The sequence below is a fragment of the Bradyrhizobium sp. P3_C3 genome, assembly GCF_056402655.1.
In genome coordinates, this window is record NZ_JBFUGY010000069.1 from 1 (window position 1) to 26,941 (window position 26,941).

Here is a 26,941-nt window from a genome sequence, read left to right on the forward strand (position 1 = left end):
CTTCTGGCTCGAGGCCGATTACGACCTCGACGGCAAGACTTGGCATCCGCCCGAGGCGGACATTTTCGAGTTCGTGATCAACGGGGTCGAGGATAAGGCAAACTCGCTGCATTCCAACGTAATCGGTCCGTTCAACGAAAAGCAGTACACTTACGTCGACAGGAATTTCCTGGCCAAGTTTCAGAACCTGTACGCGAGCGAGGATCTCAATCTCGGCTGGCACACCGCCGGCTATCTCTGGGCTCCCGACAAGGTCTCGTTGTTTTGGGATGGTAAGCTGATCTACACTCGCAACTATCAATGGCTGCGCAAGGATGGCCAGCTCGGGCCGCCCGCGCATGTTGACCTCAATTTCGCCGTCGGCGGCAGCGAATGGGCGGGCCGGCATGGGATCGATGAGGCGGCATTTCCGCAGGCCTTCAAGATTGACTATGTCCGCGTCTGCCAGTTCACCGAGTCCGACAAAGGGGCGCGCCAATGCGGGCCGAGCGAAGTCACGCCCGACCCCAAGCAATTCGGTTATTCGACGACGATCAACGACATGCCGAAGCCGACCTTCCTGAAGGTCGGCAACGTCGGCGGCAAGCCGGTCAGTGCCGGTGCGGCATCTCTGGGTGCCTCCCAGTCGGTCACCGTGGAAATCCCGATCAGGCTGCCCGAGGGATATCCGTCGAACAGGACGCTTCAGGCCTCTCTTGTTGACCAGGCGAACGGGACGGCCGCGGCAACAGCGAATGCGAAACTCGAGCCGGCATCTCTGAAGAAGCGATCCGACGGCGCCAGCGTCGTGGAGATCTCGCTGCCCGCAGTCGTGCGTCCCGGATCCTTCGCTCTGACGGCGAAGCTGATTTCCGAGGTGAGCGGCGACAAGGGGGGCAGGCAGGTGCTGCCGAGCCCGGTGGCCTGCGGCACCGACATCGTGCAGCCCGAGAAGGCGCTGTCGTGCCGCCTGCTGTCGCTCCAGGTGCGCTGACCGCGAGTATGCCGATCCCAGGTCGTTCATTGAAGCGCGAGCGGTCGGCCGACACGACGCAAGCCTAGGGATCAGCTGGCGCGGCGCATCTTGCCGACATAGATGCCCGGCTAATTCGGGGGTACACGATTTATGACCAGATCATTCTCTTCGATAGAGTTGCCCAGCCGCGCGGCCAAAATCCCAGGGCCGCAAAGCGAACGAAGTCCTTCGGCGTCGGCCTGATCCCATAGAATGAGGAAAAAACCTGCAACATCAGTTGCTGTCGCGCCTTGGCATTGTCTTGGAAGTGAAGGTTTGAGACCAGCTCATATGCCGTTCTCACCTTGTCCTGCTTGGTCGAGATTCGATTCCGACTGGGCGTGACATCGAAGCGATAGAGCGGCATGTCGAGCAAGCGGGCCGGTCCGAATTGTTTGACGATCCTGATGAAGAACTCGAAATCCTGCCAAGCAGGCAGCTTTTCGTTGAAAAGTCCCGCCTCCCGGAAAACAGTGGCGGGGGCAAAGACTTGATTTCCGATATGGTTTGCTTGAACGAGATCGGCGAGTTCTACGGTTCCCTGCTTCTTCGTGACGAATAGCTCCCTGCCGCCACTGAGAATGACATCCTGCGTATAGAGGCAGGAAACGAGCATGTTGTGCCGCGCGTACGCGGCCCAGCAATCGTGGAGCGCGCCTAATCTTTGCGGCTCAAAAGTGTCGTCGTCGTCCAAGCCTGTGATGAACTCCCCCGTCGCTTCCAGGATGGCACGGTTTCTCGCACCCGGCGCACCGCGAGGGCTGTCGTTGCGCAAGGTGCGGACCCTCTTGTCGTCGCGCGTAATCGATTCCAGAAACGAGGCCGTGCCGTCCGTCGAAGCGTCATCGACGACAATGAGTTCGAGATCGGTAAATTGCTGCCCAAGAACCGACTTGACAGCCGATGCCAGCAGGTCAACTCGATTGTGGGTCGGGATGTAGACGGAGATCGTCAAGTCAGCCACTCCAGAGGGCCCATTTCTTCGCTACTACAGAAAGCGGGCGGAAACGAAACCAGTTACTCGGACAAAGGCGGTATCCTTAGTCAGCATACAAAGCCCGAGATAGATCACAATTCCGATGACCGAGCCGGAGGCAATCCTGACGAAATTGGGGTAGCTGTCCAAGAAATTGCGGTCGACGGCAAAGACAATGGCGCCCATCACTATGGCCATCACCAAGACTTTTATCACGGCTCTAACGACTTCTCGCATGGGCAGGTTGATGAAGCTGCCGGCGAGGCGCAGGTTCAACCAAGCTGAGAGTAAGGTCCATAACGCGTAAGCATATGCCACCCCTTTGATGCCAAAGAATATCCCTGCACTAACGGCGACGACGAACGCGAATGCGAGTACAATGCTCAGATGGAACTGTTCCTTCGTCTTACCAAGTGCGGCAAACACCCAACCGACGGGGAAGATGATCGATTGCACGAGTCCAACGAGACTCAATATCTCCAGAATCGGAGTAACTTCGCTCCACTGGGGTCCCAGCAGAAAAATCACGAGCGGATCGCAAAGCGCGGCAACGCCAATCATTAAGGGAAACGTGATGAGCGCAATGGCCTGAAGTGCAGACAAGTAGGATCTTTTGAACCGAGGAAGATCATTCTGCAGCTGGGACAGTGCGGGGAACATGACCTGTCCGAGTACAGCGCCAATATTGTTCAGAGGGAGCAGCATCAAGGTATAGGCGCGGGTATATATGCCTAGATCGTGCGCTCCAATGATCTTGCCGATGACGAGCTTATCGCCGTTGCGAAGCCAGTAGTTTATCGAGGTGTGACCAAGAAGATAGAGACCATATCGTCCGAGATTCTTCGCCGCGCGAGGATCGAACACAAAACTCGGTCTCCACCTCGACTGAAGCCAAAGAAGGAACGTCGTGAGGACCGGAGCCAGAAGTCCCTGCCATGCGAGCGACCAGACGCCGTAACCACGCCAAGCTAGAATGATAGCTATGGCGCCCGACGCGACTGTCGAAATGATGTTCACCACGGCAAGTTGCTTGAAGCGGAGGTGCTTTGAGAGCATCGCCGAATGTGTCTGGCCTAACGCTTGAACGACAAATGTGAACGCAACCAGGCGCGACAGCGGCTCAAGCACCGGCATTTCATAGAAATAGCTAATCCAGGGCGCAGCGACGTAAAACACTGCGGTAAGAAACACGCCAGCGCCTAGTTGAAGCCAAAACACTGTTGAAAAGTGCGAATCAGAAGCTTCTTGATCGTATATAAGAGCCGAACTTAAGCCTGCATCGCTGAAGGCAAGGGCAAAACCCGTGATAACAAAGACCATGCCGACTACGCCAAAGTCGCTTGGCGTCAACAGGCGGGCCAGAGCAAGTCCAAACGCGAATTGGAATCCTTGCGTAAAGATTCTGGCGGCTAAGCTCCACGATAGCCCGTGCGCTACACGTTCGGTAAGGCTCATTTGCTCAAGACGTCTTGGCTTTGCGTGAAGCCAATGGTTCGATCCTAAACGTTTCCGCTATGTAATCGATTTCCAATCGCTTCCCGCTGGGTAAGAGAATGATATCCAAGTTGCTGGAGTTGAGTTCCTTCTGCGTTGCGGGTTGTACGAGAACAGGGTCGTAACCAGCTAGTGCTGGGGTAGGAGGCAACCGCCTCCTGATCCGGCAGTATCCCTCTATCCAGTGGCCAGGCACTGGCTGATCGTCCCGTGCGTCCAGCCTGCCAATGATAGTCTCACATAGAAGGATCGAGCGCGTGTTTTCCTCGGTTGCAGCGTTCAAATAGTTCCAATACGGTCCGCGAATAGCGTAGTCGAGACCGCGATCAACGATGGCTTCGCACGTCTCGACGAATTTCGCATCACGCACTAAATCAGATCGCTTCAGTTGAGCCAAAAGGCGGCTGAGATCGTATAGATTGACTAAGTGATACTCAAAGGATGTGCCAGGAAGCGAGATGTCGCGTTCGGTGTAGCCATCGGTAAAAACAAATGTAGGAAGCCATGATCGAAAGCGCTGTCGTAGAGGAAAATACAGCCGCAAGATGAGATTCTTGATGGCGCGATTCAAAAATGACCTTGACGCGTAGGTCTGAAATAGACCGGCTCTGACTAAGCTATCAATTGCAGTGAAACAGCGCCGCACAATTCCTTGAGGAGTATGGAGTACCAGTTTGAGGGCGGCAATTCCCGAGGTCAGTGATGAAGTGAGCGAGAGGCGGTCGTCCACTCCTATGTCCTTAGCATGGGCAAGAACATACGTAATAGTCAGTAATGTATCCGCATGCGTGTTGAGCACCAGGCAGTTAAGGGGAGTCGAGCCGAAGGCATTGTTTGATCGGACCAGATGCGGATGGGAGATCCTAGTTTCGGCAGCTTCTAACGAATCGTGTAGGAACCAAGTCCCGGACGAGAGTGGCTCGGCAAAGGTCAAATGGCGTTTCAGCGCGTCGAGGATCAACGAAGTTGGGACGTCGAGGCCGTCAAGCTGCGCCTCAGTCAGCAGCCTAACTGCCGCCGCGGTGAACCGCATGTGGATTTCGCGTGGCGATCCAGTCCAAGCTCCATGGCTCCAGAACCCGTCGCAATCGGACATGCGCCGGAGAACAGCTTTTGCCAAACGCGTGCGTTGTTCGCTAAAAGACGTTCCCTGGGTCTGCTCGAGCGCTCTAAGGCCGAGATAGAGGCTATAAGCATCCATCTCCATCGGAGTATTATTTCGTGGATCGACGCAAACACCGTCGTGGATAAACGAGTCAACATCGTCTGGTAGTGTGGCTCCGATGAATGAGCCGACAACCGAAACCAGCGCTCCATTCGTGCGCACGGCGTCGCTCGGTTTCATCAGATAATCTCTGATTGCATTGGCTCTCACACCAGGCCCCGCGTAATCGTCTAACGCTTCTGAAAGAAGTAAAAGTCCGCCCACGACGTTCCATCGGGCTCCGTTGGATCTTCAGGAAACGGGTTCTTGACCGTAGAGATCAACTCCCACGCCAGAGCGTTCTCCCTCATCCAGTTGGTGAAGATCCTGTGGCGAACGTGCTTGTCCGGCGATGTCCTATCGGCATTGCTACTGTAGACACAGACGTACTTCTCGGAAGCCGCAACGAGTCGCGCCATATAGTGCTCATATGTCGAGTCCTCCACAAGGTGATAGATGACGTCGAGTGACATCGCCAATTCGGCGGTAACAGTGTCTGCCTCAGAGCTCGATGCCAAGATGAAACGCTTTGATGGGTCACTCTTGAATCGGTCTCGGCAGAGTTCGATGGCTCGCGCAGAAACGTCCACGCCGGTGTACGAGGGATAACGCGCCAGCTCGAGTTGAGCGCCGTCTCCTGAGCCGAACTCGACGATAGTCTTAATATTGTTAGCCTCAACGAATTTGTTGATCGTCGCTGCTTTGAATTCAGCAAGCCGGCCATATGAACCAGCGCCAGAGTTCCCCCCGTGCTTGTACCGATCTTCCCAGTATTGGCCAGATGAAGCAAACTGCAGTTTCGCGGCCCGCGGGACAACGACCCGGTAAACGGACTTTGCGATCGCGCCTATGACCGGAATCTGACCAATCACGTGGCGAATATTCTGGAAGCTAGTTGTCACGATTTATCCTTCATCAACGCGGAGAGCCGACATAAGAGTCGTAGAGCGCTTCGAGACGTTTCGCGCAGTGAGACAGATTGAATTTTTCCGCAACATACGGCGGTCCCCGCTCAGCCATTTGTTGCAAGACTTTCTCTTCCTTCAGAAGGCTGGACAGCCGCGCCGCAAGTGCTCGGACGTCGCGTTCAGGAAACGAGTAACCGGTCACACTGTCGCGGACACCTTCGGCAGCTCCGCCGCGAGCCGACGTTACTACCGGAACGCCCGACGCCTGAGCCTCCAATAGCACGAGACCGAAGCCCTCGGCATCCCCATTTTCGGCTGTTACACTTGGAAGGCTTAACACGCGGGCTGCATCGAGCTCACGCTTAACGGCATCGGCCTCTTGTGGTCCACGGAAATCTGCGTAAGCGCCTAATGTTTGCGCCAAGTGTTCAAGTTCCGGGCGGAGCGGTCCGTCACCCACTACGATAAGACGGGCGGCCGGTACCTCCTTCTGCACCATGGCCATGGCTTCGATTAGGTATCGACAGCCTTTTTTTTCGACAAGCCTGCCGACAAAAACGACATGTGGCTGACGTTGCGTGACAGGGATCGCGCCCGGCGTATACCTGCTGATGTCCACGCCGATGTAGTGAACATCAATTTTTGCTGCAGGAATGCCAAACTCGATAGCGCGCCGGCGAATGGCGTCCGAGACTGCAATAAATCCTACGCGCGGCTGCGCGGCCAGCGCAAGGAGGCGCTCAGGGTAAGTTGCCATCTTCGCTCCGCCCTTTCCAGTTCGCCACCAATCCTTATCGGTATTGATGTCATAACCATGCAGCGTCACTAGCATTGGTAGATTTAGTGCCTTGGCAATCGGCCAGGCATCCAGCGCATCAGGCCCAAAATGGGCATGAACCAATGAGGGGTGCTCTGCCTGCAAAGTGCGTCTTAGGTGGGAAGGAAGGGTGCCGAAAAACCTATACACACTCCATACTAACCTGCTTTGCAAGTTTCGAGTTGTCGGTCCGACGAGCCTGACGTCCAAATTATCTATCAGCAATTGGTTCAATTTTCGGCGACCGATCAACACTGCTCGCCAGTCGGTGAGAGCAAGGATCTGTTCCTTGATGAAGGTCTCGGAAATCGGCAGTAGCTCATTGCGATAGACGAGCACAGTCCTCTTTGGTGGCATAGTCAATCAACCAAGCGATAAGGAAACGCCGGTTCTCAAGACTTGCTTGTCTTGAGATATTCGTCGGTGAACCGTGGAGTCGTAAGCGTACCTTGCGATTGGACCCTTGCCCTGCCAATCACAATCGACCTTAGCCCGAAATAAAAGTCTGTCGACGTCAGCCAAATTGAATGACCCTGATGTTTGCGATGTGAAATCGAGCAGGAAACATGTTTGGCTCTGGTGGCTCGCCAACGACGCCGCCCACCGCTACATCAATCAACATATACCACGAACCGATGCCTACCAGATTGGGCATCGCGCAAAAGGGCTTGCCGTTGAAGTAGTAGGTGATTTGTTTCTCGCCAAGAAGGCAGCCAAAGCGATTGAACCTCGAGAAGATATCTGCACCCTGTTCGAGATGAGTGAGGGGCACTGATGCACCGTAGGTCCGATGTCCCTGCTTGCCGCCCCAATGGATGCTTGAAGTGATGGCGTCAACGGGGTAGTCGGACGACTTGATGAAGGCCTCAACTATGTCGATCTCAAGCGGCGACTCATTGTTAGCCCGCTTAAGCCACAATGCCGGCCAGCTTCCCGCAATCTTGCTCAGCTTCACCTCGAATTCGACATAGCTGCCAGTTGTGATGCTGTTGAACAATGTCAGTGAAGTAATCATCGCAGCGGTATACTTGAACGGAACATTCGGCTGCCAGCCGGGCGATAGCTTCCCACCCTTTCCATCGGAAAGCCCGGTTGGCACGTATTCGGCCTGGATGAAGCGATGTCCGGTCGATGGGGCGATGTCCCAAACCGTTGCCTCGGGATTCAACGATGGGTCGGCGTAGTAGCCCAATTCCCGGTTCCCATCTTGCCGACGACCATGCGAAGGCCGACTTTGCCAGCATGGCTTTCCGTCCGCACGGAATCCGCTGTCGCTGGCGAAATCGGGAGCGCGGAGGTCGTCCGAGAAGACCACAGTGCCGTTCGGCGGCAACGGAGGGAGCTCGGTCATGTCGTTGCGGGACGCAATCTGCGGAGTGCCGACGCTCGATCCGATCGTGCCGATCCTGCTCGCGTACACGTGTTGCGGGTAGATGAAGTAATCGGTGAGTTCGACATCGATCGATTTTCCCGGCAGCAGCGGGTGCTGCAGCGGAACCTCGATAGTCTTCTGCTGTTCGCCGGGCTGAAAGATCAGGTATCCGCGCGCGATCGTGCGCGGGGTGTTTGCTTGAGGCTCGCTACGGCTGGCTGCGGCATTCCTGGTGCTGGTGCGGGCGGAATACTCCACCGCGATGGTGCGGTTGGTCGGCACGCTCAATGTCACGGGGACCCATGCCGCGCGGTCTTCGCTTCCGACAGTGGCATCGTTGATCGTGATGATGATTTCGGTCTCGGAAGTCTGCACAGCGTTGGCTGGCGTATCGGCCCGTGAGCTCATGGCACGAAGATCGCCAGCAAGGCACACAATCCCGGCCGCGCCGGCAACCAACTGGCGTCGCGTGGTTTCCACCAAATCTATCCGGCATCAAAGGGTGGCTGATGCCGCCGCCCGCGGCACACCCATGCATCACACCCGCGGTCGGGCCTGGTCACGTTATTTCTCCTTGTGAGGTGCGCCATTCGGAGGGCAAGGGCAGAGGGGCAGAGGCGATTTGCGGTTGAGCCTCGGTTTTGCCGAGCAGGAATAGCGCCTTCCAGTCTCGCCGATGCCCGAACTCGATATACCGATAGCTCAATGCGCTCAGCGCCAGGATGAGCGCGGTGAACGGAGCCATGAGCCGCAGCGTATCTGCCAGCAGTGAAGTGTCAGGCGGTATCATGTCGTTCATCACGATCCCGTGCCAAGCGTAGATGCTGTAGCACATGCAGCCGAGCAGTTGCAGCGGCCAGTTTTCGAAAAGCGAGCGGAAGAGGCTGCCGGCGAACAGGCTGCCGAAGAGAAAGAGAGAAAAAGCCATTGAAAACATCATGCCGCCCAGAACTCGCACTGCGAGCCAAGGCGCGTAGTGAGTCAGATAGAGCCCGAGCCCGCCCAGCACGAGGCCTGAGAGCAGCGACGGGAGACTCGACGCAGGCCGTTTTGGATTTTCGAGCTGTCGCACGTAGACATCACAAACCAACATCCCCAAGACGAACTGATAGCAGCTTCCGAATATGCCGTTGGTGAATGGACGGAAAGAGCCGATGTTCGCGACCGGAATCGAGCCGCCAATGAAGTTGAATATTGAACATGCCACCAGCGCCGCAACCACGACGGTGCCAATGCCCCAGCGGCGGATAGCGATGATCAAGACAGGAAACAGCAGGCTGAACCAGATCTCGACGGCGACGGACCAGAGCACCATGTTGGACGGCGGCATGAACCCGTGAGGCGAAAACACGAACAGCGTTGAAAGAAGCCCGCCAGCCTCGAGATACCAGCGGAGAGAGCCGACGCCGGTCTGCGCATGCAGCGTCAGCGTTACAAGGACGACGATATAGTAGAGGGGCAAGAGCCGGTGGGCGCGATGCAGATAGAACGACCGAACATCGGCGAGGCTCTCTATATTGCGACGTCCGAGGCGGTAGGGGAGATAGAGCACAAAGCCGGAAAGGACAAAGAAGAGAGGAACGCCGAGCCAGGCATTTGCAATGAAGGCTGCGAAGAGGCCATTCGGGTCGAGCTGCCCGGTGTGCAGTGGGTCCTTTGCCGCGTAGGGGATAAAGAGATGGTGGAGAACCACCATGAGAATGGCGATGCCGCGGAAGCCATTCACGACTCCGATCTTCGCGTCTGTGCCGGTCGGGTGCTGCATCATGAGATCCCTCGTGCCCACAGAACCAGAAGCCTGGGCGAATGTTTGCATGGTCGCAGGCATCCTCTGTCAAGAGTTCACCAGCCCCACTGCATCGACGACAATTCGCCGCCAACAATGAAGCGCCGCCAGCGGGCTGGCTGCGCTTCATCTCCTTTCAAATGGTCAGATCCGGAGGCGTTTTAAGCCGCTTTTGCCCGCTCCTTGTTCCCGCGCACCTGCCTCTCGATCCATTCATAGGTCTTCTCAAGGCCAGAGCGTAGCGTAGCACTAGGTTTCCAGCCGAGCTTCTGCCCAATCAGCCGGTTGTCCGAATTGCGGCCACGCACACCGAGCGGACCCGGGATGTGCTTTTTGTGAAGCTTCTTGCCCGCAATATCGGCGACGATGTCGACAAGCTGATTGATCGTGACCATCTCTTCCGAGCCAACGTTGACGGGGCCCTCGAAGTCGGACCGGGTCAGGCGGATCGTGCCTTCCAGGCATTCTTCGATGAAGAGGAAGGAGCGCGTCTGGGTGCCGTCGCCCCAGATCTCGACGTCGCCACCGTTGGTAGCCTGGGCAACCTTGCGGCACACCGCGGCTGGTGCCTTCTCCTTGCCGCCGTCCCAGGTGCCTTCCGGCCCGAAGATGTTGTGATAGCGCGCGACGCGATTGCGCATGCCATGGTTGCGATTATAGGCAAGGTAGAGGCGCTCCGAGAACAGCTTCTCCCAGCCATATTCGCTGTCGGGGTTCGCCGGATAGGCGGAATCCTCGGCACAGTTCGGATTGTTCGGATCCATCTGGTTGTGTTCGGGATACATGCAGGCTGAAGAGGAATAGAACATCCCGCGCACATTCCGCTTCTGGCAGGCATCGAGCATGTTGAGGTTGATGGTGGCCGAATTGTGCATCACATCGGCGTCATGCTCGCCGGTGAAAATATAGCCAGCGCCGCCCATATCCGCGGCGAGCTGGTACACCTCGTCGAACCGCCGATCCGTAATCTGGCGACAGAAATATTGATCGCGGAGATCGCCAACGGCGAAGTCATCCGCCTCGGTTTCCGCAAACGGCGGAAATTTCAGGTCGACGCMGCGGACCCAAAATCCTTCCCGCTTAAGCCGTTTGACCAGGTGCCCGCCGATGAACCCACCCGCGCCGCACACCAGGGCAGTCTTAGTCATGAAGTTCCCTTTCTCACATCTCTCGCATCGATAGCATATTGGAATACAGTCTCAAAACGATCGGTCACCCGTTTGATGTCGTAATTGTTCAAAGCAAATTTCCTACCACTCTCGGCCGCTCCGATGCGAAGGGCATCATCCTTCATCAATTGGATTGCGGAACGTAGAAAACCTCCCTTGTCGGTCGGATCGACGACGATGCCCGCTCCGTTCTTGCGGACCACTTGGGAAGCAAGGTTTTCAGCTGGCGCCGCCAGCAATACCGGGCGTTGGGCGCAGAAATATGACTGCACTTTGGAGGGAACAGAAAACATGCCGGCATCCGGTTCGATCGTTGCAACTGTCACGTCCGACGTTGCAAGAACTTTGGGCAGATCAGCGAACGGTTGCAGCGGCAGCAGGATCAAATTGTCGATCGATTCCTCGTTCTTTGCCCGCTCGAGCTCGGAGACGCCTACGCCTTGGCTGACGACAACAACATTTGCCTGTCCCTTTACCTGCTTTGCAAGTTCGACGAGCAACTGAGGATTATGCTTCAGTGCGAGCGTGCCCGAATAAAGGAAGTTGAAGGTGCCACCGAGCCCGTGACGGAGTGCCCAGTCATTGTCCTTTGGGAGCGGGGAAATCTCGTTTAGTGTCCCCCAGTTCTCGATGGTGAAGACTTTGTCCTTGGCGCTGACCCACTTTTTTGCAACATCAGCAAAGGAATCGGTGATCACCACGATCGCGTCAGAATTGGCAAACTGCCCACGTTCGAGATACGAATAATAAGCGCCGATCCCTGCGCCGACGGCGCCCATCTTTTTTCGCAGCAGCTTTGAAGCGGCGATGCTGTAGAAGTCCTGAACCCAGAACACGAAGGATGCGCCGCTCTTGCGGGATGCCTTCACGATTGCCGATTGGGCTTCGGTGGGCGTATTTCCCGAGATGACGAGGTCGGGCTTGAGCGCCAGAACCAGTTGTGCGACGGCCTTGCCATACGCGACGTCGTCAAAACGGCGTTTTACAAAGGAGGTCTTGTCGTACGGACGCGGCAGACTTACGCCTTTGAAGGACAGGCCGACCGGGTCAGACGAGGTGCGGTGAAGGCGCCCCTTAGGGCCATGGTCGCCGTGGAAATAGGCGTGAGTAACCTGGTGTCCTCGCAAGGCAAGCTCGCGGCTCAGATCGACCTGGAAGGGGTGGCCGGCATAGTCATGAACCAGAATCTTCAATGGACACCTACCGGACGCGCGATTTCATTGTTTGCCAATTGGGGGTACATGACCCGTCACCCTTTGATTGTGTTTGAGGGACTCGATTAACCGCTAATAGCGGCAGAAATTTTGCGTGCTCGCGGCACCTGGGACCTTATTGCTCCGGTCCCAAGAGCAGAGTGCTTGATCCTAGCGTTGCCAAAACCGCTTTCGTGAGTTCGTTCAGTGCATTTGACGCTTGATCTCTTGTCTTACTCGCGACTACCGTCTCTTGATTGCGCCTGGCGTCGCCCAATTTCTGGCTGAAACCGGATATTAATGGCATCTCTCTCCGATAGTTTCGACCGGGGTCTTTCTGCATATGCTACACCTATTGAATAACTAGAGGGCATCATGCTTTTCAAGCTCTTGCTTTGTGCATTCGCAGCCTGGATCTCCGCCTTCGGTGCAGCTTTGGCCGAACCAATGACCATTGATTTTTCCTGGCAGAGCGCGGGAGGCTGTATCACGCTTTTTCCGAATCCCGAGATCCGCTTTAGGAATGTACCTCCAGACGCCAAACTACTCCTGCTCACGCTGTCGCAAGGGACCAGGGAAATGGGCGGTCAAGAAATCGCCATGCCACCAAACGGCGTTCTGCCGTCTGGAAGCATCCGAACATTCGGTCCTTGCAGGCCAGACGTTTATCAATGGACTGCGGTGGCAAAATCTTCCAAGGGGGAAATCTTGGCCGAAGCTCGCCGAGCTCGTGTCTATCCGACTGATGAGCTCGCGTCCGAAAAAACAATACGAAGTGATGGCAGATTATTGGAAGGCAGCCGGTAGTGGTCTGCCCGGACGTGCAAATGCCCTCTAGCTGCTCGATCGGCTGCACCGTGTTTGGTCGTTCCTATGCGGAGATGCCGGCAGGAATTTGCTAGATGGAGTTCGAGTACCCGTCTGAATCCATCTTAGCACACGCCGAGTTAGGCCGGCCAATAGCCAAATCAGGGACGCGATGCTCGTCTGGAGGCTGCTGCGCGATAGCTTAGTGATCAGCGCCAGTGCATGACGAAATTGCCCTTGCTCGATTGCTCGTAGGGCTAGCGAGCAGGCGAGTATCGCCTCGCCACGCGCAAACTGGCCGGCAAGCTCCGGGTGCGTTTGGTTGAACTCAATTTCTACCATCCGACGCGATCTCATCATCTGCCGAAAATCATCTGACATTGAACCAGGAGATATGCGGTAACCGATCAAATATTCCGGCACCACAGCTATCTCGTGTCGCTCCGCAATCCGGAGATACAGCTTCCAGTCCTCGCACCCCTGGCCTCCGCGGGAGCGAAGTGACTCATCGAAGCCGCCTGCGCCGACCAATGCCTCTCGCCTTATCAGAGCATTGCTACCGCTGATGACGACGTTGCCCAGACACATTTGCCCAAGGATACTGCCTTCTTGCCGGATTGGCGGAGCGGAACCGGTAACGTTGCCGTCATCATCGATCCAGCAGCACCACGCGTATACGAGCGCGGTTTCGGGGCTGCTTGCCTCAAACCGCTCAAGCTGTCGTTCTAGCTTCGTAGGGTCCCAGAGATCGTCGGCATCAAGTGTGGCGATAAAATCTCCCTGCGCATCTGCAATTCCCCGATTGCGCGCAGACGCCACGCCGCCGTTGTGCTGGTAGATATACCGTACTCTTGAATCGCAGCGCATCAGAACGGCCGCAACTGATCCCGTCCAGTCCGAGGAGCCATCATCGACTATGATAATTTCTATATTCTGGTAAGTTTGATTTAGCGCGCTGACTACTGTCTCGTGGATCGTGTTCGCAGCATTGAAGGCTGGCACGACGATCGAGACAAGGCTGTTGGTCAGCAAACTCCGAGAACGCGCCATACTGTTTTAATGCTTAATCGCAATTGAACTGTACTGTTGAAAGCAATCCAATAGAGATTTTATCGCGAAGCCGGCTAAATTGCGACGATTGGACGACAATAGAGTAAATGACAATAATTACAGAGGGTTGTTCCGTGGCGAGTCGAACAAGGCGGATATTGGTTACCGGTGGTGCGGGGTTCCTAGGTTCGCACCTATGCGAGCGACTAGTAAACGCCCAACACGAAGTTCTTTGTGTCGACAACTTCTACACGGGCTCTAAGCAGAACGTGACTGGCCTGTTGAGGTGTCCTCACTTTGAGCTCATGAGACATGACATTACGTTTCCCCTATATGTCGAGGTGGACGAGATCTACAACTTGGCCTGTCCGGCCAGTCCAATTCACTATCAATATGATCCCGTGCAGACGACGAAGACCAGCGTGCATGGGGCAATCAACATGCTGGGCTTGGCGAAGCGAGTTAAGGCGAAAATCCTGCAGGCCTCAACCTCGGAAGTCTACGGTGATCCGGAGGTGCACCCGCAGAGCGAGACCTATTGGGGGAGGGTAAATCCAATTGGTCCGCGCTCTTGTTATGACGAGGGCAAGCGCTGCGCCGAGACGCTATTTTTCGATTACAGGCGCCAGCACAATCTCGCGATCAAGGTTGCGCGCATTTTCAACACTTATGGTCCGCGGATGCAGCTCCATGACGGGCGGGTCGTTTCAAACTTCATCGTGCAGGCTCTCACCGGCCGGCCGATTACGATCTACGGCGATGGGAAGCAGACCCGTTCTTTCTGTTACGTCAACGATCTGATCGATGGTCTCATGCGGCTAATGGGCACGGACGATGAGGTAACTGGACCGATCAATCTGGGGAATCCCGTCGAGTTTACGATGATGGGGCTGGCCGAGACTGTCATCGAACTGACTGCGTCGAAGTCTTCGATAGATTTCAAGCCACTTCCGATCGACGATCCAAGGCAGCGGCAGCCCGATATCAGTCAGGCACGCGATGCGCTTGGCTGGGCTCCGTCCGTGCCGTTGCGCGAAGGCCTCAAGGAGACGATAGCCTATTTTGACAATTTGCTGCGCGCAGAAGGAACTGGTGCGGCATGACAAGAACCGTTCTTATAACGGGAGGCGCAGGCTATGTGGGCTCGCATTGTTGCAAAGCGTTCGCGAACGCCGGTTGGAATGTCGTAACTCTCGACAATCTTTCACGAGGATGGCGAGAGGCCGTGCGGTGGGGGCCCTTGATCGAATGCGATATCCGAAATGAGGAGCGGGTGCGCAGCACGTTGGATACATGTAAGCCGGACTTGGTCGCGCATTTTGCTGCTCTTGCCTATGTGGGTGAATCTGTCGTTGACCCGGCACGCTACTACGTCAACAACACTGCGGGTACGCTCGCTCTGCTAGAAGCGATGCGCACAACGGGATGCCGCCGCCTTCTGTTCTCCAGCACATGTGCGAGTTACGGTGTTCCGCACACCCTGCCGATCGACGAGTCGCATTCGCAATTGCCGATCAATCCGTACGGTTGGTCGAAAATGATCATAGAGCGCATGTTGGAGGATTATGGCAGTGCCTACGGCATTGGATCAGTCTCGTTGCGGTATTTCAACGCCGCCGGATGCGATCCTGACGGCGAGATCGGGGAGCAACACGAGCCCGAGACGCACGCCGTTCCGCTGGCTATCGAAGCCGCGCGGAACCCGGGTCGGCCCTTTACCGTATTCGGGACGGATTTTCCGACGCCTGATGGGAGTGCAATCAGGGACTACGTTCACGTCAACGACCTAGCCCGGGCGCACTTGCTTGCGGGTGGGATGTTGCTTGATCGCGCGGGCACGCACGTCTTCAATCTTGGTACCGGAGTTGGAACTAGCGTATTGGAGCTGATCGAGGCGGTAAAGCGTGCTACGGGCGATGAGCCAGCCATCCGGCGCGGTCCGCGACGCGCGGGAGATCCGCCTGTTCTCGTTGCGTCCTATGCCAAGGCCGAGCGGGAGCTTGGCTGGACACCGCAGCATTCGCAGATCGATTTCATCATCGAGACGGCGCTCAAGTGGCGGGACCGCCGACCTCAGATCTGACGAGGCGGGAGATGGAGTACGCGGATGATATCGATGGCTTACCTCTTGGATCGGGTGTCAAACACGTCGTTGTCAGATCTTCGGCCGATATCGTGGAGACGAAACTAGAAGAGGGGATGACCGTCTTCTGGTATGCCGACCGACCAATTGGCCACGTCATGATGCACGATGGCAAGAAGACTAATACGAAGATCGATCACATAAATTCGGATTTCCTTTCGGCTATCAAGGCTGAAGCCGAAATGAGACGATTGGGTACTCTCTCGGCGTCCGTCGTGATCTGCACAAGGGACCGTCCCGAGGAGCTTCGGACGTGTCTGTCGTCTCTGCCAAAGCAGAGCTGTACTCCTCGTGAGATTATTGTAGTAGACAATGCGTCCAGGGACGTCCGAACGCGGGACGTCGCTTTGGCGGCAGGCGTCCACTATGTTCGGGAGGACCGACCTGGACTTGATATCGCAAGAAACACTGGCGCTAAACGGGCCACGAGCGAAATCGTCGTGTACACCGACGATGATGTAATCCACCATCCACGCTGGCTCGAACAACTCGTTGCGGCGTTTGATGCCCCCGAGATTGCCGCTGTCACCGGTTTGGTTCTGCCAGCAGAGCTAGCCACCGAAGCCCAACGTCATTTTGAGACGTACTGGAGCTTTGTCAAAGGGTATGCAAGGAAAGATTTTGATCCTCAACTCTTTCAGTCCCACCGTACTCGGGTCTTTCCTTCCTGGGACATCGGAGCGGGGGCCAGCATGGCATTTCGTAGGGATGTCTTTCATGAAGTAGGATTCTTCGACGAAAGGCTGGATGTGGGTCAGGCAGGTTGCTCAGGAGACTCAGAGTACTGGTATCGATTATTGGCAAATGGCCACATTTGTCGCTACGCTCCAGAATCTATTGCGTTTCACTTTCATCGAAAAACAATCGAAGGCCTGTCGAGCCAAATATTTCATTACATGCGTGGCCATTCCGCCGCTCTTATGGTGCAGTACGAATACACCAGAAACATAACGAACCGCCTTCAGGCCTATTACTATACGCCAAGGTGGTATTGCGCTCGCTTGTTTAGCAAGCTTCTTYGGCCAAATAATCCGGGAAACCGTTTTCTTCGGGAGGAGCTCCTCGGATATATGTCGGGCCTCCGCTTTTATCATCAGCGACGACGCGGAAAATGAATTCCGACCCACTCGTATCGATAGTCATTCCTGCGCACAACGCAGAATTGACCTTGAGTAGAGCGCTTGAGAGTCTGATTGAGCAGACTGATGGGCGTTGGGAAGCGATATTGATTGATGATTGTTCTATCGATGCTACGCCCGACATTATTGAGAGCTACTCTGCGAGAGATGCTCGCTTTGTTGCTTTGAAGACAAACGTCAAGAGTGCTTCGGCGTCCCGAAATGTGGGTATAGAAAAATGCAGAGGCGACAGGCTCCTGTTTCTGGACAGTGATGATTGGATTGATCAAAGATTTCTTTCCCTGATGAATGCTGCCCTCGATTCAAGTCCGGAAGCGGTAGCGGCCTATTGCAACTACTGTCGGGTGTTTCCCGATGGAAGCGAGTCTCCCCTCCGTGGTGATGGCAGAATACAAGAAGATCCGATTGCCGAGTTCAATCGAACCTGCGCCACCGCGATCCATAGCGTCCTAGTGAACAAAGCTGCCGTTCTGAATGTTGGAGGCTTCGACACGGCACTTCGAACCTGTGAGGACTGGGACCTCTGGCAAAAACTTGCTCATGCCGGCGGAAGCTGGATTCATGTCGACCAAAAACTGAGCTATTATTGGGCAAGCGACAGTTCGTTGACGCAAGACGTTAATCGTATGCTTATAGACGCGCGCCGCGTCATTGAGCAGGGATGCTCTCGTTCGGCGAGGACCAGCGATCCCGAGGTATTGCGTGCGGTCACGAGCGATCGCGTCTCGAGGCTTGATCCTATCACAGCCTATGCGTATTTTGCATTGTGGTGTGCCGGATTTGATTGCGGCCGCAACGGCAGGAGCGCTGCGATGGAGGAGACGCTCGCTGCATGGCCAAGATCGGCCACTTCGGACGATGCGATAGTCAATATCCTGCTGGACTCGATCATGGTAGGGACGCAGCTTGTGCCGGCCAAGCTGGCTGGTCGCTGGAATCAATACGGGGCGCAGCTAACAGATTTGATCAAGGCGATTGGGCTAGCCTGTCGCGCTCCTGCATGGGCGCGCAAGATCCAGTATAGTTTCGAACGCAAGATTTTGGATTATGACGATCTCGCATCGCCGCGTGAGCTGTCGTTGACCCTTGGGATCAGAGTCGACCTTCGTTGGTTGCCGCGTGTCCATCCAACTGGCTCCATCGATCGCCTGTATGTGTATATTTGCGATGGCCCACACATCCTGCGCCTACTCGATATTGGCGTATTAGGAGCTGTGGGGGGGGGATACTGGACGAGGCTGATTTCTGATCATCTACGCTCCCGCCAAATCCAGAAGGGTGCCAGCAAGGCCGTCCAACTGAAGCTTGCAATGTACGAGCAGGTGTTTCGTCGATGGTTTCTGGAAGGAGCCGCCGGGAGTCACGTTCGGCAGCGCACTGACTTGTTTCGAAAAATCGCCAGCGAGATTTCGGGCGCATCGAAGGTAGTTGTCCCCTTGGCGACTCCTGGTTCGAAGCGAGGTTGCGAGTTGGGGCGAAATGTTCCACGCGAGCACTTCTGGGAAGAATTGTTCGAGGAAGAGGACCCTTGGAACTACCACTCGGATTATGAGCAGGAGAAATATCGAAAGCAACTAGAGCTACTCCCGGACCAAATCCCGGGAAACGCGCTTGAGCTCGCGTGCGCGGAGGGACACTTCACCGATCTACTTGCACCAAACGTCAAGCGTCTGATTGCATCAGATATTTCCAGTAAGGCTCTCGCGAGAGCGTTTAGCCGGTGCTCCCGTCATTCCAACATTGACTTCAAGAGGATTGACTTATCGAGCGATGACCTACCGTCGAACATGGATCTGATTGTCTGTTCAGAGGTACTATACTATCTTGCTGATGAGGACGAGCTCAAGGCCGTGCTTGAAAAGGTCGCAAAGAGTCTTCGACCGGGCGGCAGCCTCATACTGACTCACGCGTTCGTGCTCAAAGACAATCTGACACGGACAGGATTCGACTGGGAAAATCCGTTCGGCGCCGAGAAGATCTCGATCGTTGCCGGAAGAGTCGGCGATCTGGCGTTGGACGAGTCAATTCAAACCGAACTCTACCGAGTGGACAGATACAAGCGCCTCTTTGCCACGGAGTCTCCGCCTGTTCCCCACGTAACCAAAGCGGAGGTGACGGCTGTCATAGAGACGGAAGTCGCAAGATTGATTGTGCCGGGGGGCGCGGTGGCGCGCAGAACGCTCGTTCTTCAAAGAGAGAGGCGGCAGCATGCTCCAGTGCTGATGTATCATCGGATTGCTGCAGACGGCCCTGCAGGACTTGCGCGCTTCCGGGTTCGCCCGGAGCTCTTTCGCGAGCAGATGCTGTGGCTTCGGAGGAATGGGTATCATGCGATAACTTCCGAGCAGCTGGCGTGGTTCGTCGCCAACAAGCATCCTTTTGTAGGGCGCCCCGTCCTTATCACTTTTGATGATGGTTATCGCGATTTCGTGGAGCATGCGTGGCCGGTGTTGCAAAAGAACGATTTTACGGCTGAAGTGTTCGTTGTTGCGGAAAAGGTTGGAAAAACAGCTGATTGGGATCACGACTTCGGACCCGGCGCGCCATTGCTCAACCAAGCCGAGATAGCCGAGCTCGCCGCCCAAGGGGTCCTTTTCGGCAGTCATCTCGCCACGCATCCTAGAAACGACCAGCTCTCGACTTACGGTCTCGCCGATGAGCTGATTCGTTCGCGTCTACGGTTGGAAGCGTGGCTCTCGCGGCCGGTGACTTCTCTTGCAGCTCCGTTTGGCTTGGTCGATGACCGGTTGAGAATTCTGGCCGTCGAATGCGGCTACAAGACAATCTTCAATACTGCGAACAAAGTCGCGAGCTTGTCCAACGATCTGCTCGATTTGCCGCGGCTAGAGATAAGAGGTGATCTCGCGACAGAGGAGTTTGCCTATTGGATGCGATCCTTCCAATGACAGCAGCCGAATACCTCGTGAGTGTTGTCGTGCCGGCACATAATGCCGAAGCGACAATGGATGAGACACTGTGCAGCATCAGGTCTCAATCGCACAACAACCTGGAGATCATTATTGTGGACGACGGATCGGTGGACAAGACCCTTGCCGTTGCCGAGAAGCATGCAGCGCAGGATCCTCGGGTAAGGATTGTCAGGCAAGAGAACCAAGGGGTAGCAGCAGCTCGAAATCGAGGATGGTCCGAGGCACGATCAGACTTTATCGCATTCGTGGACGCTGATGATCTTTGGGCGCCAAGGAAGATCGAACGACAGCTCGATGCATTGATTTCCGGCGGAGAACAGGTCGGTCTCGTATATAGTTGGTATGTTCTGATAGATCGCAAGAGCGCGGTCATCATGAATGGACCCCCGGCTCGTTGTACAGGCGATGTACTCTCGGACATTTTCGTTGGAAATTTTGTCGGGAATGGAAGCGCAGTCTTGGTTCGCCGGACTGCGCTGCTCGCAGCGAATGGCTTTGAAAGCGGCTTGCGTGCGGCCGGCGCACAGGGTTGCGAGGATCTTCTGTTTTACTGCAGGGTGGCCGAGCAGTATCACTTCTCGGTGGTTCCGGAATATCTCATCGGATACCGCTATCTGCCCGACAACATGTCGAGCAATTTGCCTCGGATGTTACGCTCCTGGAGTCTTGTCGTTGATGAAATGCTTACAAGGCACCCTACTCGCGCGAAGCTATTGAGTCGAGGGCTGCGCAACTACGGGAGTTGGGTGCTGTTTCGGGCGCTATCGTGTGGGAATCTTGCTTATGCCTACGAGACGCTAGCATTGCTCGCCCGAAAAGACCGAATGCTTGCCCTCAGCGTTGTGTGCGACCTGCCGCGCGAAGCTTGGGCCCTGGTTGCGCGAAAATTCCGAGAGCTCACCGGGCGTGGAACCCGAGACTTGAACTTGCAGTTCATGATCGGTAGTCCACGCCAATGACAGTGCGCGAAGACGTGAGCACGGTAAGAATGTCGCTTGCACAGGGCACCGCGGTAGCCGTGCTGCTTCTATTGCTGCGGCTGGCGCGGCTTCCGCGATGGGTGACGCCGTTGCTTGTGATCCTGGGGCTCGTGTCCTCGCTGGCAGAGACGGTTGGCATCACGCTTGTGCTTCTTTTTTTCTATCTGGCGATGGGGCAAATCGAACTCGCGATGTCGACCGGTGGTCTGTTTGGGCATGCATTAGAATATGCAGCCCGCTGGTTCGTTAGTCCCACGGCCACCGCTGCCATCATTTTTTTTCTCATCGTTACTCGGGCCTTCCTTGCATTTCTTCACTCCCTGATCAGTGCTCGGGTCGGAGAAGAGATAAATGAGTTTGCTCGCAACGCCGTTCACGGTCGATATTTATCGGCATCATACCGCTTTTTCCAGCAGCACGACGAAGCTCAACTGATGGAGGTGCTCGGGACAGAGACTTGGTTGATATCCGGCGCTTACGCCAGCCTCACAAAGATCGTAGTCAGCATTTGTTCGATCGCGCTGTTCGCGTCATTTTTGCTCGGCCTTTCCGTAACGATTGCTGTAACGGCTGCCTTGGCGTCATTTGGTGTTTCACTTGGAATACGTCGTTTGGCGAGGCCAGCGCAGGTGCTCGGCGGAGAAGTCAAGCAAATCCACCAGCGCCTCGGCGAACATATGCTCATGACGCTACAAGCGATGCGTACGATACGAGCCTTCGGCCAGGAAGACGCTCATCAGGAAAGGTTCGAATGTGCGTCGGCTGAGGCGCACCGAACCAGCCTTGGCCTGGCTAAAATAGCCGCGCTGGTCCCGCCGCTTACCGAAATGGGATACCTTTTGGTGCTTTGTCTGGTCGTCGCGCTTGCCCATGTTTTGGGTATCGGGTTCGCGACGACACTCACGGCTGTCGTGCTGCTCTATAGGCTTCAACCGCACATACGGGAGCTGGAAGGGAACTTATTGTATTTGGCACAGATCGAACCTCAATTGAAGTCGATCTACCTAATGTTGTCCTCGAAGGATGCTGATCCGCCGACGTTAGGCCATCTCGGAATCGGATCTTTGGTGCGTGGAATATCATTTGAGGAGGTTAGCTTTCGTTACCGCACGGATGCCGCCAGGGCCCTCGATCGCGTAAGTTTTCGGATTCCGGCGGGCAAGACTACCGCACTGATTGGTGCCAGCGGTTCTGGGAAAACAACGATCGTCAACCTGCTGCTTCGTCTGTATTCAGTGGAGGAGGGGGCAATTCTCATCGACGGCTCTCCTTTGGACAACGTGCGACGAACGAGCTGGCTGGGCCTCTTGTCGGTCGCGGGGCAAGACATAGACTTGATTGAAGGCACGGTTGTCGACAACGTTCGTATGGCGAATGAGCGTGCGTCGCACGCGCAGATCATCGAGGCGCTGACCTTGGCAGGAATCTCGGAGTTCATTGAGAGTTTGCCGGAGAAGTACGATACTTGGGTCGGGCAGCAAGGCCAGAGATTTTCCGGCGGACAGCGTCAACGAATTGGGCTTGCGCGAGCTGTGCTACGGAATCCTCAATTCCTGATCTTTGATGAAGCGCTGAGCGCGCTGGATCGAGATCTGGAGGAAAGCGTGAGGCGAGCCATTGAAGCCAAGTTCTCGGATCGGACCATACTCCGGATCACTCACCGGCTTGAAACGGTCGTCGACGCGCATCACGTGATCTGCATCGAAGCTGGAAGAGTGAGCGCGGAAGGATCTCCGTCCGATCTTCTCAGAAATTCCGATAGTCCGCTTTGCAAGGCGCTTATGGGTCGGCGAGCGATAGTCGAACCAGCCGTTGGGGTTTCGAATGCTGCAGGGCGAGAAAACGGCACCTGAATTCCTGCCGTCTAGCTGCTTGGACAGGTGGCTAGATATTTGATCCCAAGGTTTTGATCGTGCATTATTGTTTTTCCGAGAATCGAATGATGCACATGCACGATGGGACAGGTTATTCACGGTTGCACAGCACGACACTCGACGTCCGTTGACGGCGAGTCGTGCGGGAGATCCGAGCGCGGTCGTGGCGGATCCCACGCTGGCGCGGCGCGAGTTAGGGCGGCGACCGAAGAAGTACGCTGGCCTTGACGCGATCTCCAGCAGCACGCTCGAGTGGGGAGCAGGTGCGATCGTATTGAGGGAGTTTGGCTTGAGTTCTGTTGCGGTCGAAGAGGCGATCGGTTCATCCCACTTCGAGCGTCTCCTGTTCACTAACCAAGCGCTTGGGTGAGACGTGACGCGCCCTCTAGAACGCAGTAGGTTCCTCGATCGAATAGGGACTCCCGTAGAATTACGGGCCGCGCGCGAAGGTAAAGGGCTCGCGAATGGCCTGTATTAGGCCATCATTAAGGGACGCTCCGGCGTTCTTGTTCATTGATCAATTTGTTCGCGAATTTGTAAGTCGCCGTTGAGGCGCTCCTTTGATGGTCATCGTGCAAAGAGAGCACGCAGCCATCATGACCTACTCGCAATTGATCAACGGAACCTCGGGCTCCGACACGCTGTTTGGCGGCACCGGTAACGACCTCCTAACGGGAGGTGACAGCAGCGACCTCTTCGTTGTTTCGAAAGGTTACGGCTCCGACACCATCAGCGACTTTCAGTCGGGCACCGGCGGCGACTTGCTGCGCGTGCAGAACTACAGCTTCGCAACGTTCGCAAGTTTCCTGTCCGGCACGAAGCAGACGGGCACCGACGTCGTTGTCACGTTGTCGTCGAGCGAAAGCCTTACGTTGCAGAACGTTGCGCTGTCGTCGCTTACCTCAGCTAACGTTATTCTCGATAATCCGCTGTCTGTGAGTGCTGCGCCGAACACCGCTTGGATGACGATTGGGGCTGGAGGGACGCTTACCGGCGGCGCGACCAGCGACTCGCTGCAGGCGATGGGCGACGGCGTTACGTTGATCGGCGGCGCAGGCGACGACTCGTACTTCATGTACAATCACGAAACGAAGGTGGTCGAGCTCACCGGTCAGGGGATCGACACCATCTACGATGGCATGATCGACGGCTATAGCCTCGTCAATGCGCCGAATGTCGAGAATCTGACGTTAGGGGGAAGCTACAATTCTCCTGCGACCGGCAACGATCTCGACAACATCATCGTCGGCAATGCCGGCAACAACATGATCGATGGCGGCAAGGGCAACGACGTCCTCACCGGCGGAGCCGGCAGCGATACGTTTGTCGTCAGGGCCGGGAACGGAAACGACATCATCACCGATTTTCAGACCGGTGCCGGTGGAGACGTTCTGCAGATCAATGGCACGAGCTTCAAGACAATCGCCGACGTTACGGCCGCCATGCAGCAGGTCGGCACGGACGTCATTTTGTCGCTTGGAAACGGCGAAAGAATTACTCTTGAAAGCACGACCATTCAGAATTTCATGGCCGCCAATGTCAATATCGTCACAGCGCCAACCGGATTGGTTCAAACGTTCGGCGACGACTTCAACTCGCTTTCGGCCGGCCAGGATCCACATCTCACTTGGAAAACAAATTACGCCTGGAGCGGGACGGCAAGCTACTCGCTCTCCGGTGAGCAGGAGGTTTATGTCGACCCTAGCTTTACAGGATTGCCGGGAACGCAGGCCTCGAGTCCGCTCGGCCTCAATCCATTCTCGATTCAGGATGGCCATCTGGTCATCACCGCAGCACCGATCCCGTCGAGCGACGCGGCCTATGTCGGCAATCATCAATTCTCATCGGGAGTGATCACGACCGAAAACAGCTTCGTCCAGACCTATGGCTACTTCGAGATGAAAGCCTCGCTCCCTGGCACCGCGGGCGCATGGCCTGCTTTCTGGATGTTACCGATCAACACGCGCGGCCTCAACACGGAACTCGATGTGCTTGAAGCGCTGGGCAAAGATCCCGACCAGGCCCACTGGGGCTTTCTGTCGTCGACCACGTCGACACAAGGCTATTGGGCAAATACGGCCAACCTGACGGCCGGTGACCATACTTTCGGTGTGGAGTGGACGCCCTATACGCTGACGTATTTTATCGACGGCGTCGAGGTCGGTCAGGTCGCCACTCCCTCCGACATGAACACAGCGATGTACATGATCGCCAATCTGGCGATGGGCGGAAGCTGGGCCGGAAACGCGGATCCAAGCGCGACCGCGCAGATGAGCATTGATTATATCAAAGCGTACCAGCTGCCGGAGTATACACTCGCCAACTACACGCTTCTGGCCAGCGGAGCTCCGACGACCACCATCGCGGGAACGGCAAGTGCCGATACATTAACTGGAACCACCGGCAACGATCTTCTCGGCGGCGCAGGAGGTGCCGATACGATGACCGGCGGGCTTGGTGACGATACCTACATCGTCACCGATCCCAACGCCAAGGTGGTCGAAAGCTACGGCGGTGGGGTGGATACMGTCATTTCGACCGTCACGTACAAGCTGCCTGACTACGTTGAAAACCTGACGCTGACAGGTTCGGCAGCGATCAACGGCACCGGCAATTCCGAAGCCAACATCATTATCGGCAACGACGCGGCCAATATCATCACCGGCGGAGTCGGCAATGATATCCTGACAGGCGGTGGTGGTGCCGACACCTTCGTCATCAACTCGGGCGACGGCTCGGACATCATTACCGACTTTACACCGGGATCAGTCGCCGGGCATGATGTCGTTCAGCTGAACGGCTTTGCGTTCACGTCCTTCAACGACATCAAGGCGGCGATGACGCAGGTCGGCAACGACGTGTATCTCGCGCTGACAAGCCAGGATACGCTAGTTTTTCGCAACGCCGCGATTTCAGCGTTCACCAGTAATGACTTCCAGCTGCCAGGAAGCTTGGCGGTCGGAGGCACCATCACATCCTGGATCAACGGATCAACCAGCAGCCATATTGTTTACGGTACCGCTGCGAACGACAAGATTACGGCGTTAAACTACGACGATACGCTGGTCGGGTGGACTGGCGATGACACATACGTTGTAAACAATGTGAATCAGAAGATCACTGAGAATCCGGGCGACGGCATCGACAGCGTCGAAGCGTGGACATCTTATACGCTGTCCGTAAATGTTGAAAATCTGACCCTTATGATGGGAGGCCTTACGGGCACTGGAAACGAACTGGCCAACCGGATGGTTGGCTCCAGTGGAAATGACGTCTTGAACGGTGCCGGTGGCGATGATTGGCTCTTCGGGGGTGCGGGTAATGACACGTTCATCTATGGCATCGGTAGTGGCCACGACACGATAGCTGACTTTCACGTCCTGACCAGCACGACGGCGGAGCACGACAAGCTGATTTTGAAGGGCTACGATGCTAGCGCTTACTTGACGAATGTGGGGGAAGAGTGGACCGTTCATTATGCGGGGGGGACTGACAGTTTTCGAATCGCCGGCGTGACGCAGTTGTCATCATCCGACTACGCATTCGTCTCCGTTACCGGCGCATCCATGACCATGGCCGGACTGACGGCGCCGACGATCTCGCTCGCCTCTGCAAGCACGCCGGGCGCCGGGGGGCTCACCAACGCAGATCATTTGACCCTGGCCGGATCTGCTCAGGCGGGCGTTACGATCAAGGTGTTTGACCAGACAGTCCAGATTGGTGTGGCGACCGCTGACAGCAACGGTAGTTGGAGCTTCACCACTGGCACGTTGACAGACGGAAGCCACTCATTTTCGGCGGTGGCTGCTGACGGAGTGGGTGATCTCAGCGCTGTGTCGACCAGCAAAGGTGTGGTCGTTGATACGACCCCACCTGCCGCACCGAGCATTGCGACGTTCTCGCCTGATAGCAGCGTTGTGGGCGATGGCATTACCAGCGCCAATCAGCTGACGCTGAGTGGGACCGCGGAGGCTGGCGGCAAGGTTCTGGTGTTCGATGGAGCGACCCAGGTCGGCACCGCCACGGTCGATGCCGGTGGCAACTGGTCGTTCGCGACCAGTATGCTGGTCGACGGCACCCATGCCTTTACCGGCCAGGCGGTGGA

19 protein-coding genes are annotated in these 26,941 nt (G+C 56.0%); 9 read left to right on the forward strand and 10 right to left on the reverse strand.

Features of this window, described 5'->3' with window-relative positions:
* Window positions 1-973: glycoside hydrolase family 16 protein (locus AC1DW2_RS40485; RefSeq protein ID WP_477008832.1), on the forward strand; the 973-nt coding region annotated here is incomplete at its 5' end.
* 130 nt (window positions 974-1,103) lie between these two features.
* Here the strand turns inward: AC1DW2_RS40485 and AC1DW2_RS40490 are convergent.
* From AC1DW2_RS40490 to AC1DW2_RS40530, 9 genes are all read right to left on the reverse strand, one after another.
* On the reverse strand, window positions 1,104-1,949 hold the full coding sequence (locus tag AC1DW2_RS40490; protein ID WP_477008833.1) for a glycosyltransferase family 2 protein: 846 nt from the start codon (window positions 1,947-1,949) through the stop codon (window positions 1,104-1,106).
* 33 nt (window positions 1,950-1,982) lie between these two features.
* Window positions 1,983-3,425 carry an MOP flippase family protein gene (locus AC1DW2_RS40495; protein WP_477008834.1) on the reverse strand — a complete coding sequence of 481 codons (1,443 nt, stop codon included), beginning with the start codon at window positions 3,423-3,425 and terminating at the stop codon, window positions 1,983-1,985.
* Window positions 3,426-3,429: 4 nt separating this feature from the next.
* Entirely contained in the window at window positions 3,430-4,809 is a 1,380-nt protein-coding gene (locus tag AC1DW2_RS40500; RefSeq protein ID WP_477008835.1) for a hypothetical protein, read from the reverse strand.
* A 50-nt stretch (window positions 4,810-4,859) separates the two neighbouring features.
* A complete protein-coding gene (locus AC1DW2_RS40505; protein ID WP_477008836.1) occupies window positions 4,860-5,570 on the reverse strand; it encodes a class I SAM-dependent methyltransferase in 711 nt (236 codons plus the stop codon).
* A 13-nt stretch (window positions 5,571-5,583) separates the two neighbouring features.
* On the reverse strand, window positions 5,584-6,732 hold the full coding sequence (locus tag AC1DW2_RS40510; RefSeq protein WP_477008837.1) for a glycosyltransferase: 1,149 nt from the start codon (window positions 6,730-6,732) through the stop codon (window positions 5,584-5,586).
* Window positions 6,733-6,907: 175 nt separating this feature from the next.
* Window positions 6,908-8,245: a glycoside hydrolase family 16 protein gene (locus AC1DW2_RS40515; protein WP_477008838.1), complete on the reverse strand. Its 1,338-nt coding sequence runs from the start codon at window positions 8,243-8,245 to the stop codon at window positions 6,908-6,910.
* Between the two features lie 79 nt (window positions 8,246-8,324).
* The gene (locus tag AC1DW2_RS40520; protein ID WP_477008839.1) at window positions 8,325-9,533 is read right to left on the reverse strand and encodes an acyltransferase family protein; all 1,209 of its coding nucleotides are present in this window, start codon (window positions 9,531-9,533) and stop codon (window positions 8,325-8,327) included.
* Window positions 9,534-9,712: 179 nt separating this feature from the next.
* Window positions 9,713-10,699 carry an NAD-dependent epimerase/dehydratase family protein gene (locus AC1DW2_RS40525; protein WP_477008840.1) on the reverse strand — a complete coding sequence of 329 codons (987 nt, stop codon included), beginning with the start codon at window positions 10,697-10,699 and terminating at the stop codon, window positions 9,713-9,715.
* A complete protein-coding gene (locus AC1DW2_RS40530; RefSeq protein WP_477008841.1) occupies window positions 10,696-11,913 on the reverse strand; it encodes a glycosyltransferase family 4 protein in 1,218 nt (405 codons plus the stop codon). Before AC1DW2_RS40530 ends, AC1DW2_RS40525 begins: the two co-directional genes overlap by 4 nt.
* A gap of 375 nt (window positions 11,914-12,288) precedes the next feature.
* Between AC1DW2_RS40530 and AC1DW2_RS40535 the strand changes: the two genes are divergently transcribed.
* Window positions 12,289-12,720 carry a hypothetical protein gene (locus tag AC1DW2_RS40535; RefSeq protein WP_477008842.1) on the forward strand — a complete coding sequence of 144 codons (432 nt, stop codon included), beginning with the start codon at window positions 12,289-12,291 and terminating at the stop codon, window positions 12,718-12,720.
* Between the two features lie 27 nt (window positions 12,721-12,747).
* Here AC1DW2_RS40535 and AC1DW2_RS40540 read toward each other — a convergent pair whose 3' ends face one another.
* Window positions 12,748-13,752 (reverse strand): glycosyltransferase family 2 protein, encoded by a 1,005-nt coding sequence (locus tag AC1DW2_RS40540; protein ID WP_477008843.1) that lies wholly within the window; start codon window positions 13,750-13,752, stop codon window positions 12,748-12,750.
* 125 nt (window positions 13,753-13,877) lie between these two features.
* On the opposite strand from AC1DW2_RS40540, the gene AC1DW2_RS40545 reads away from it, so the two are divergent.
* The 7 genes from AC1DW2_RS40545 to AC1DW2_RS40575 all read left to right on the forward strand — a co-directional run.
* A complete protein-coding gene (locus AC1DW2_RS40545) occupies window positions 13,878-14,873 on the forward strand; it encodes a UDP-glucuronic acid decarboxylase family protein (RefSeq protein WP_477008844.1) in 996 nt (331 codons plus the stop codon).
* A complete protein-coding gene (gene galE, locus AC1DW2_RS40550; RefSeq protein ID WP_477008845.1) occupies window positions 14,870-15,853 on the forward strand; it encodes a UDP-glucose 4-epimerase GalE in 984 nt (327 codons plus the stop codon). Before AC1DW2_RS40545 ends, galE begins: the two co-directional genes overlap by 4 nt.
* A gap of 11 nt (window positions 15,854-15,864) precedes the next feature.
* Window positions 15,865-17,028, forward strand: coding sequence for a glycosyltransferase family 2 protein (locus AC1DW2_RS40555; protein ID WP_477008846.1), 1,164 nt, complete (start codon window positions 15,865-15,867; stop codon window positions 17,026-17,028).
* On the forward strand, window positions 17,025-19,958 hold the full coding sequence (locus AC1DW2_RS40560; RefSeq protein ID WP_477008847.1) for a trifunctional glycosyltransferase/class I SAM-dependent methyltransferase/polysaccharide deacetylase: 2,934 nt from the start codon (window positions 17,025-17,027) through the stop codon (window positions 19,956-19,958). The genes AC1DW2_RS40555 and AC1DW2_RS40560 overlap by 4 nt, the downstream gene beginning before the upstream one ends.
* A complete protein-coding gene (locus AC1DW2_RS40565; protein WP_477008848.1) occupies window positions 19,955-20,941 on the forward strand; it encodes a glycosyltransferase family 2 protein in 987 nt (328 codons plus the stop codon). Before AC1DW2_RS40560 ends, AC1DW2_RS40565 begins: the two co-directional genes overlap by 4 nt.
* Window positions 20,938-22,815, forward strand: coding sequence for an ABC transporter ATP-binding protein (locus AC1DW2_RS40570; RefSeq protein ID WP_477008849.1), 1,878 nt, complete (start codon window positions 20,938-20,940; stop codon window positions 22,813-22,815). Before AC1DW2_RS40565 ends, AC1DW2_RS40570 begins: the two co-directional genes overlap by 4 nt.
* A gap of 584 nt (window positions 22,816-23,399) precedes the next feature.
* A partial coding sequence (locus AC1DW2_RS40575) for a family 16 glycosylhydrolase (protein ID WP_477008850.1) occupies window positions 23,400-26,941 on the forward strand: 3,542 nt, incomplete at its 3' end.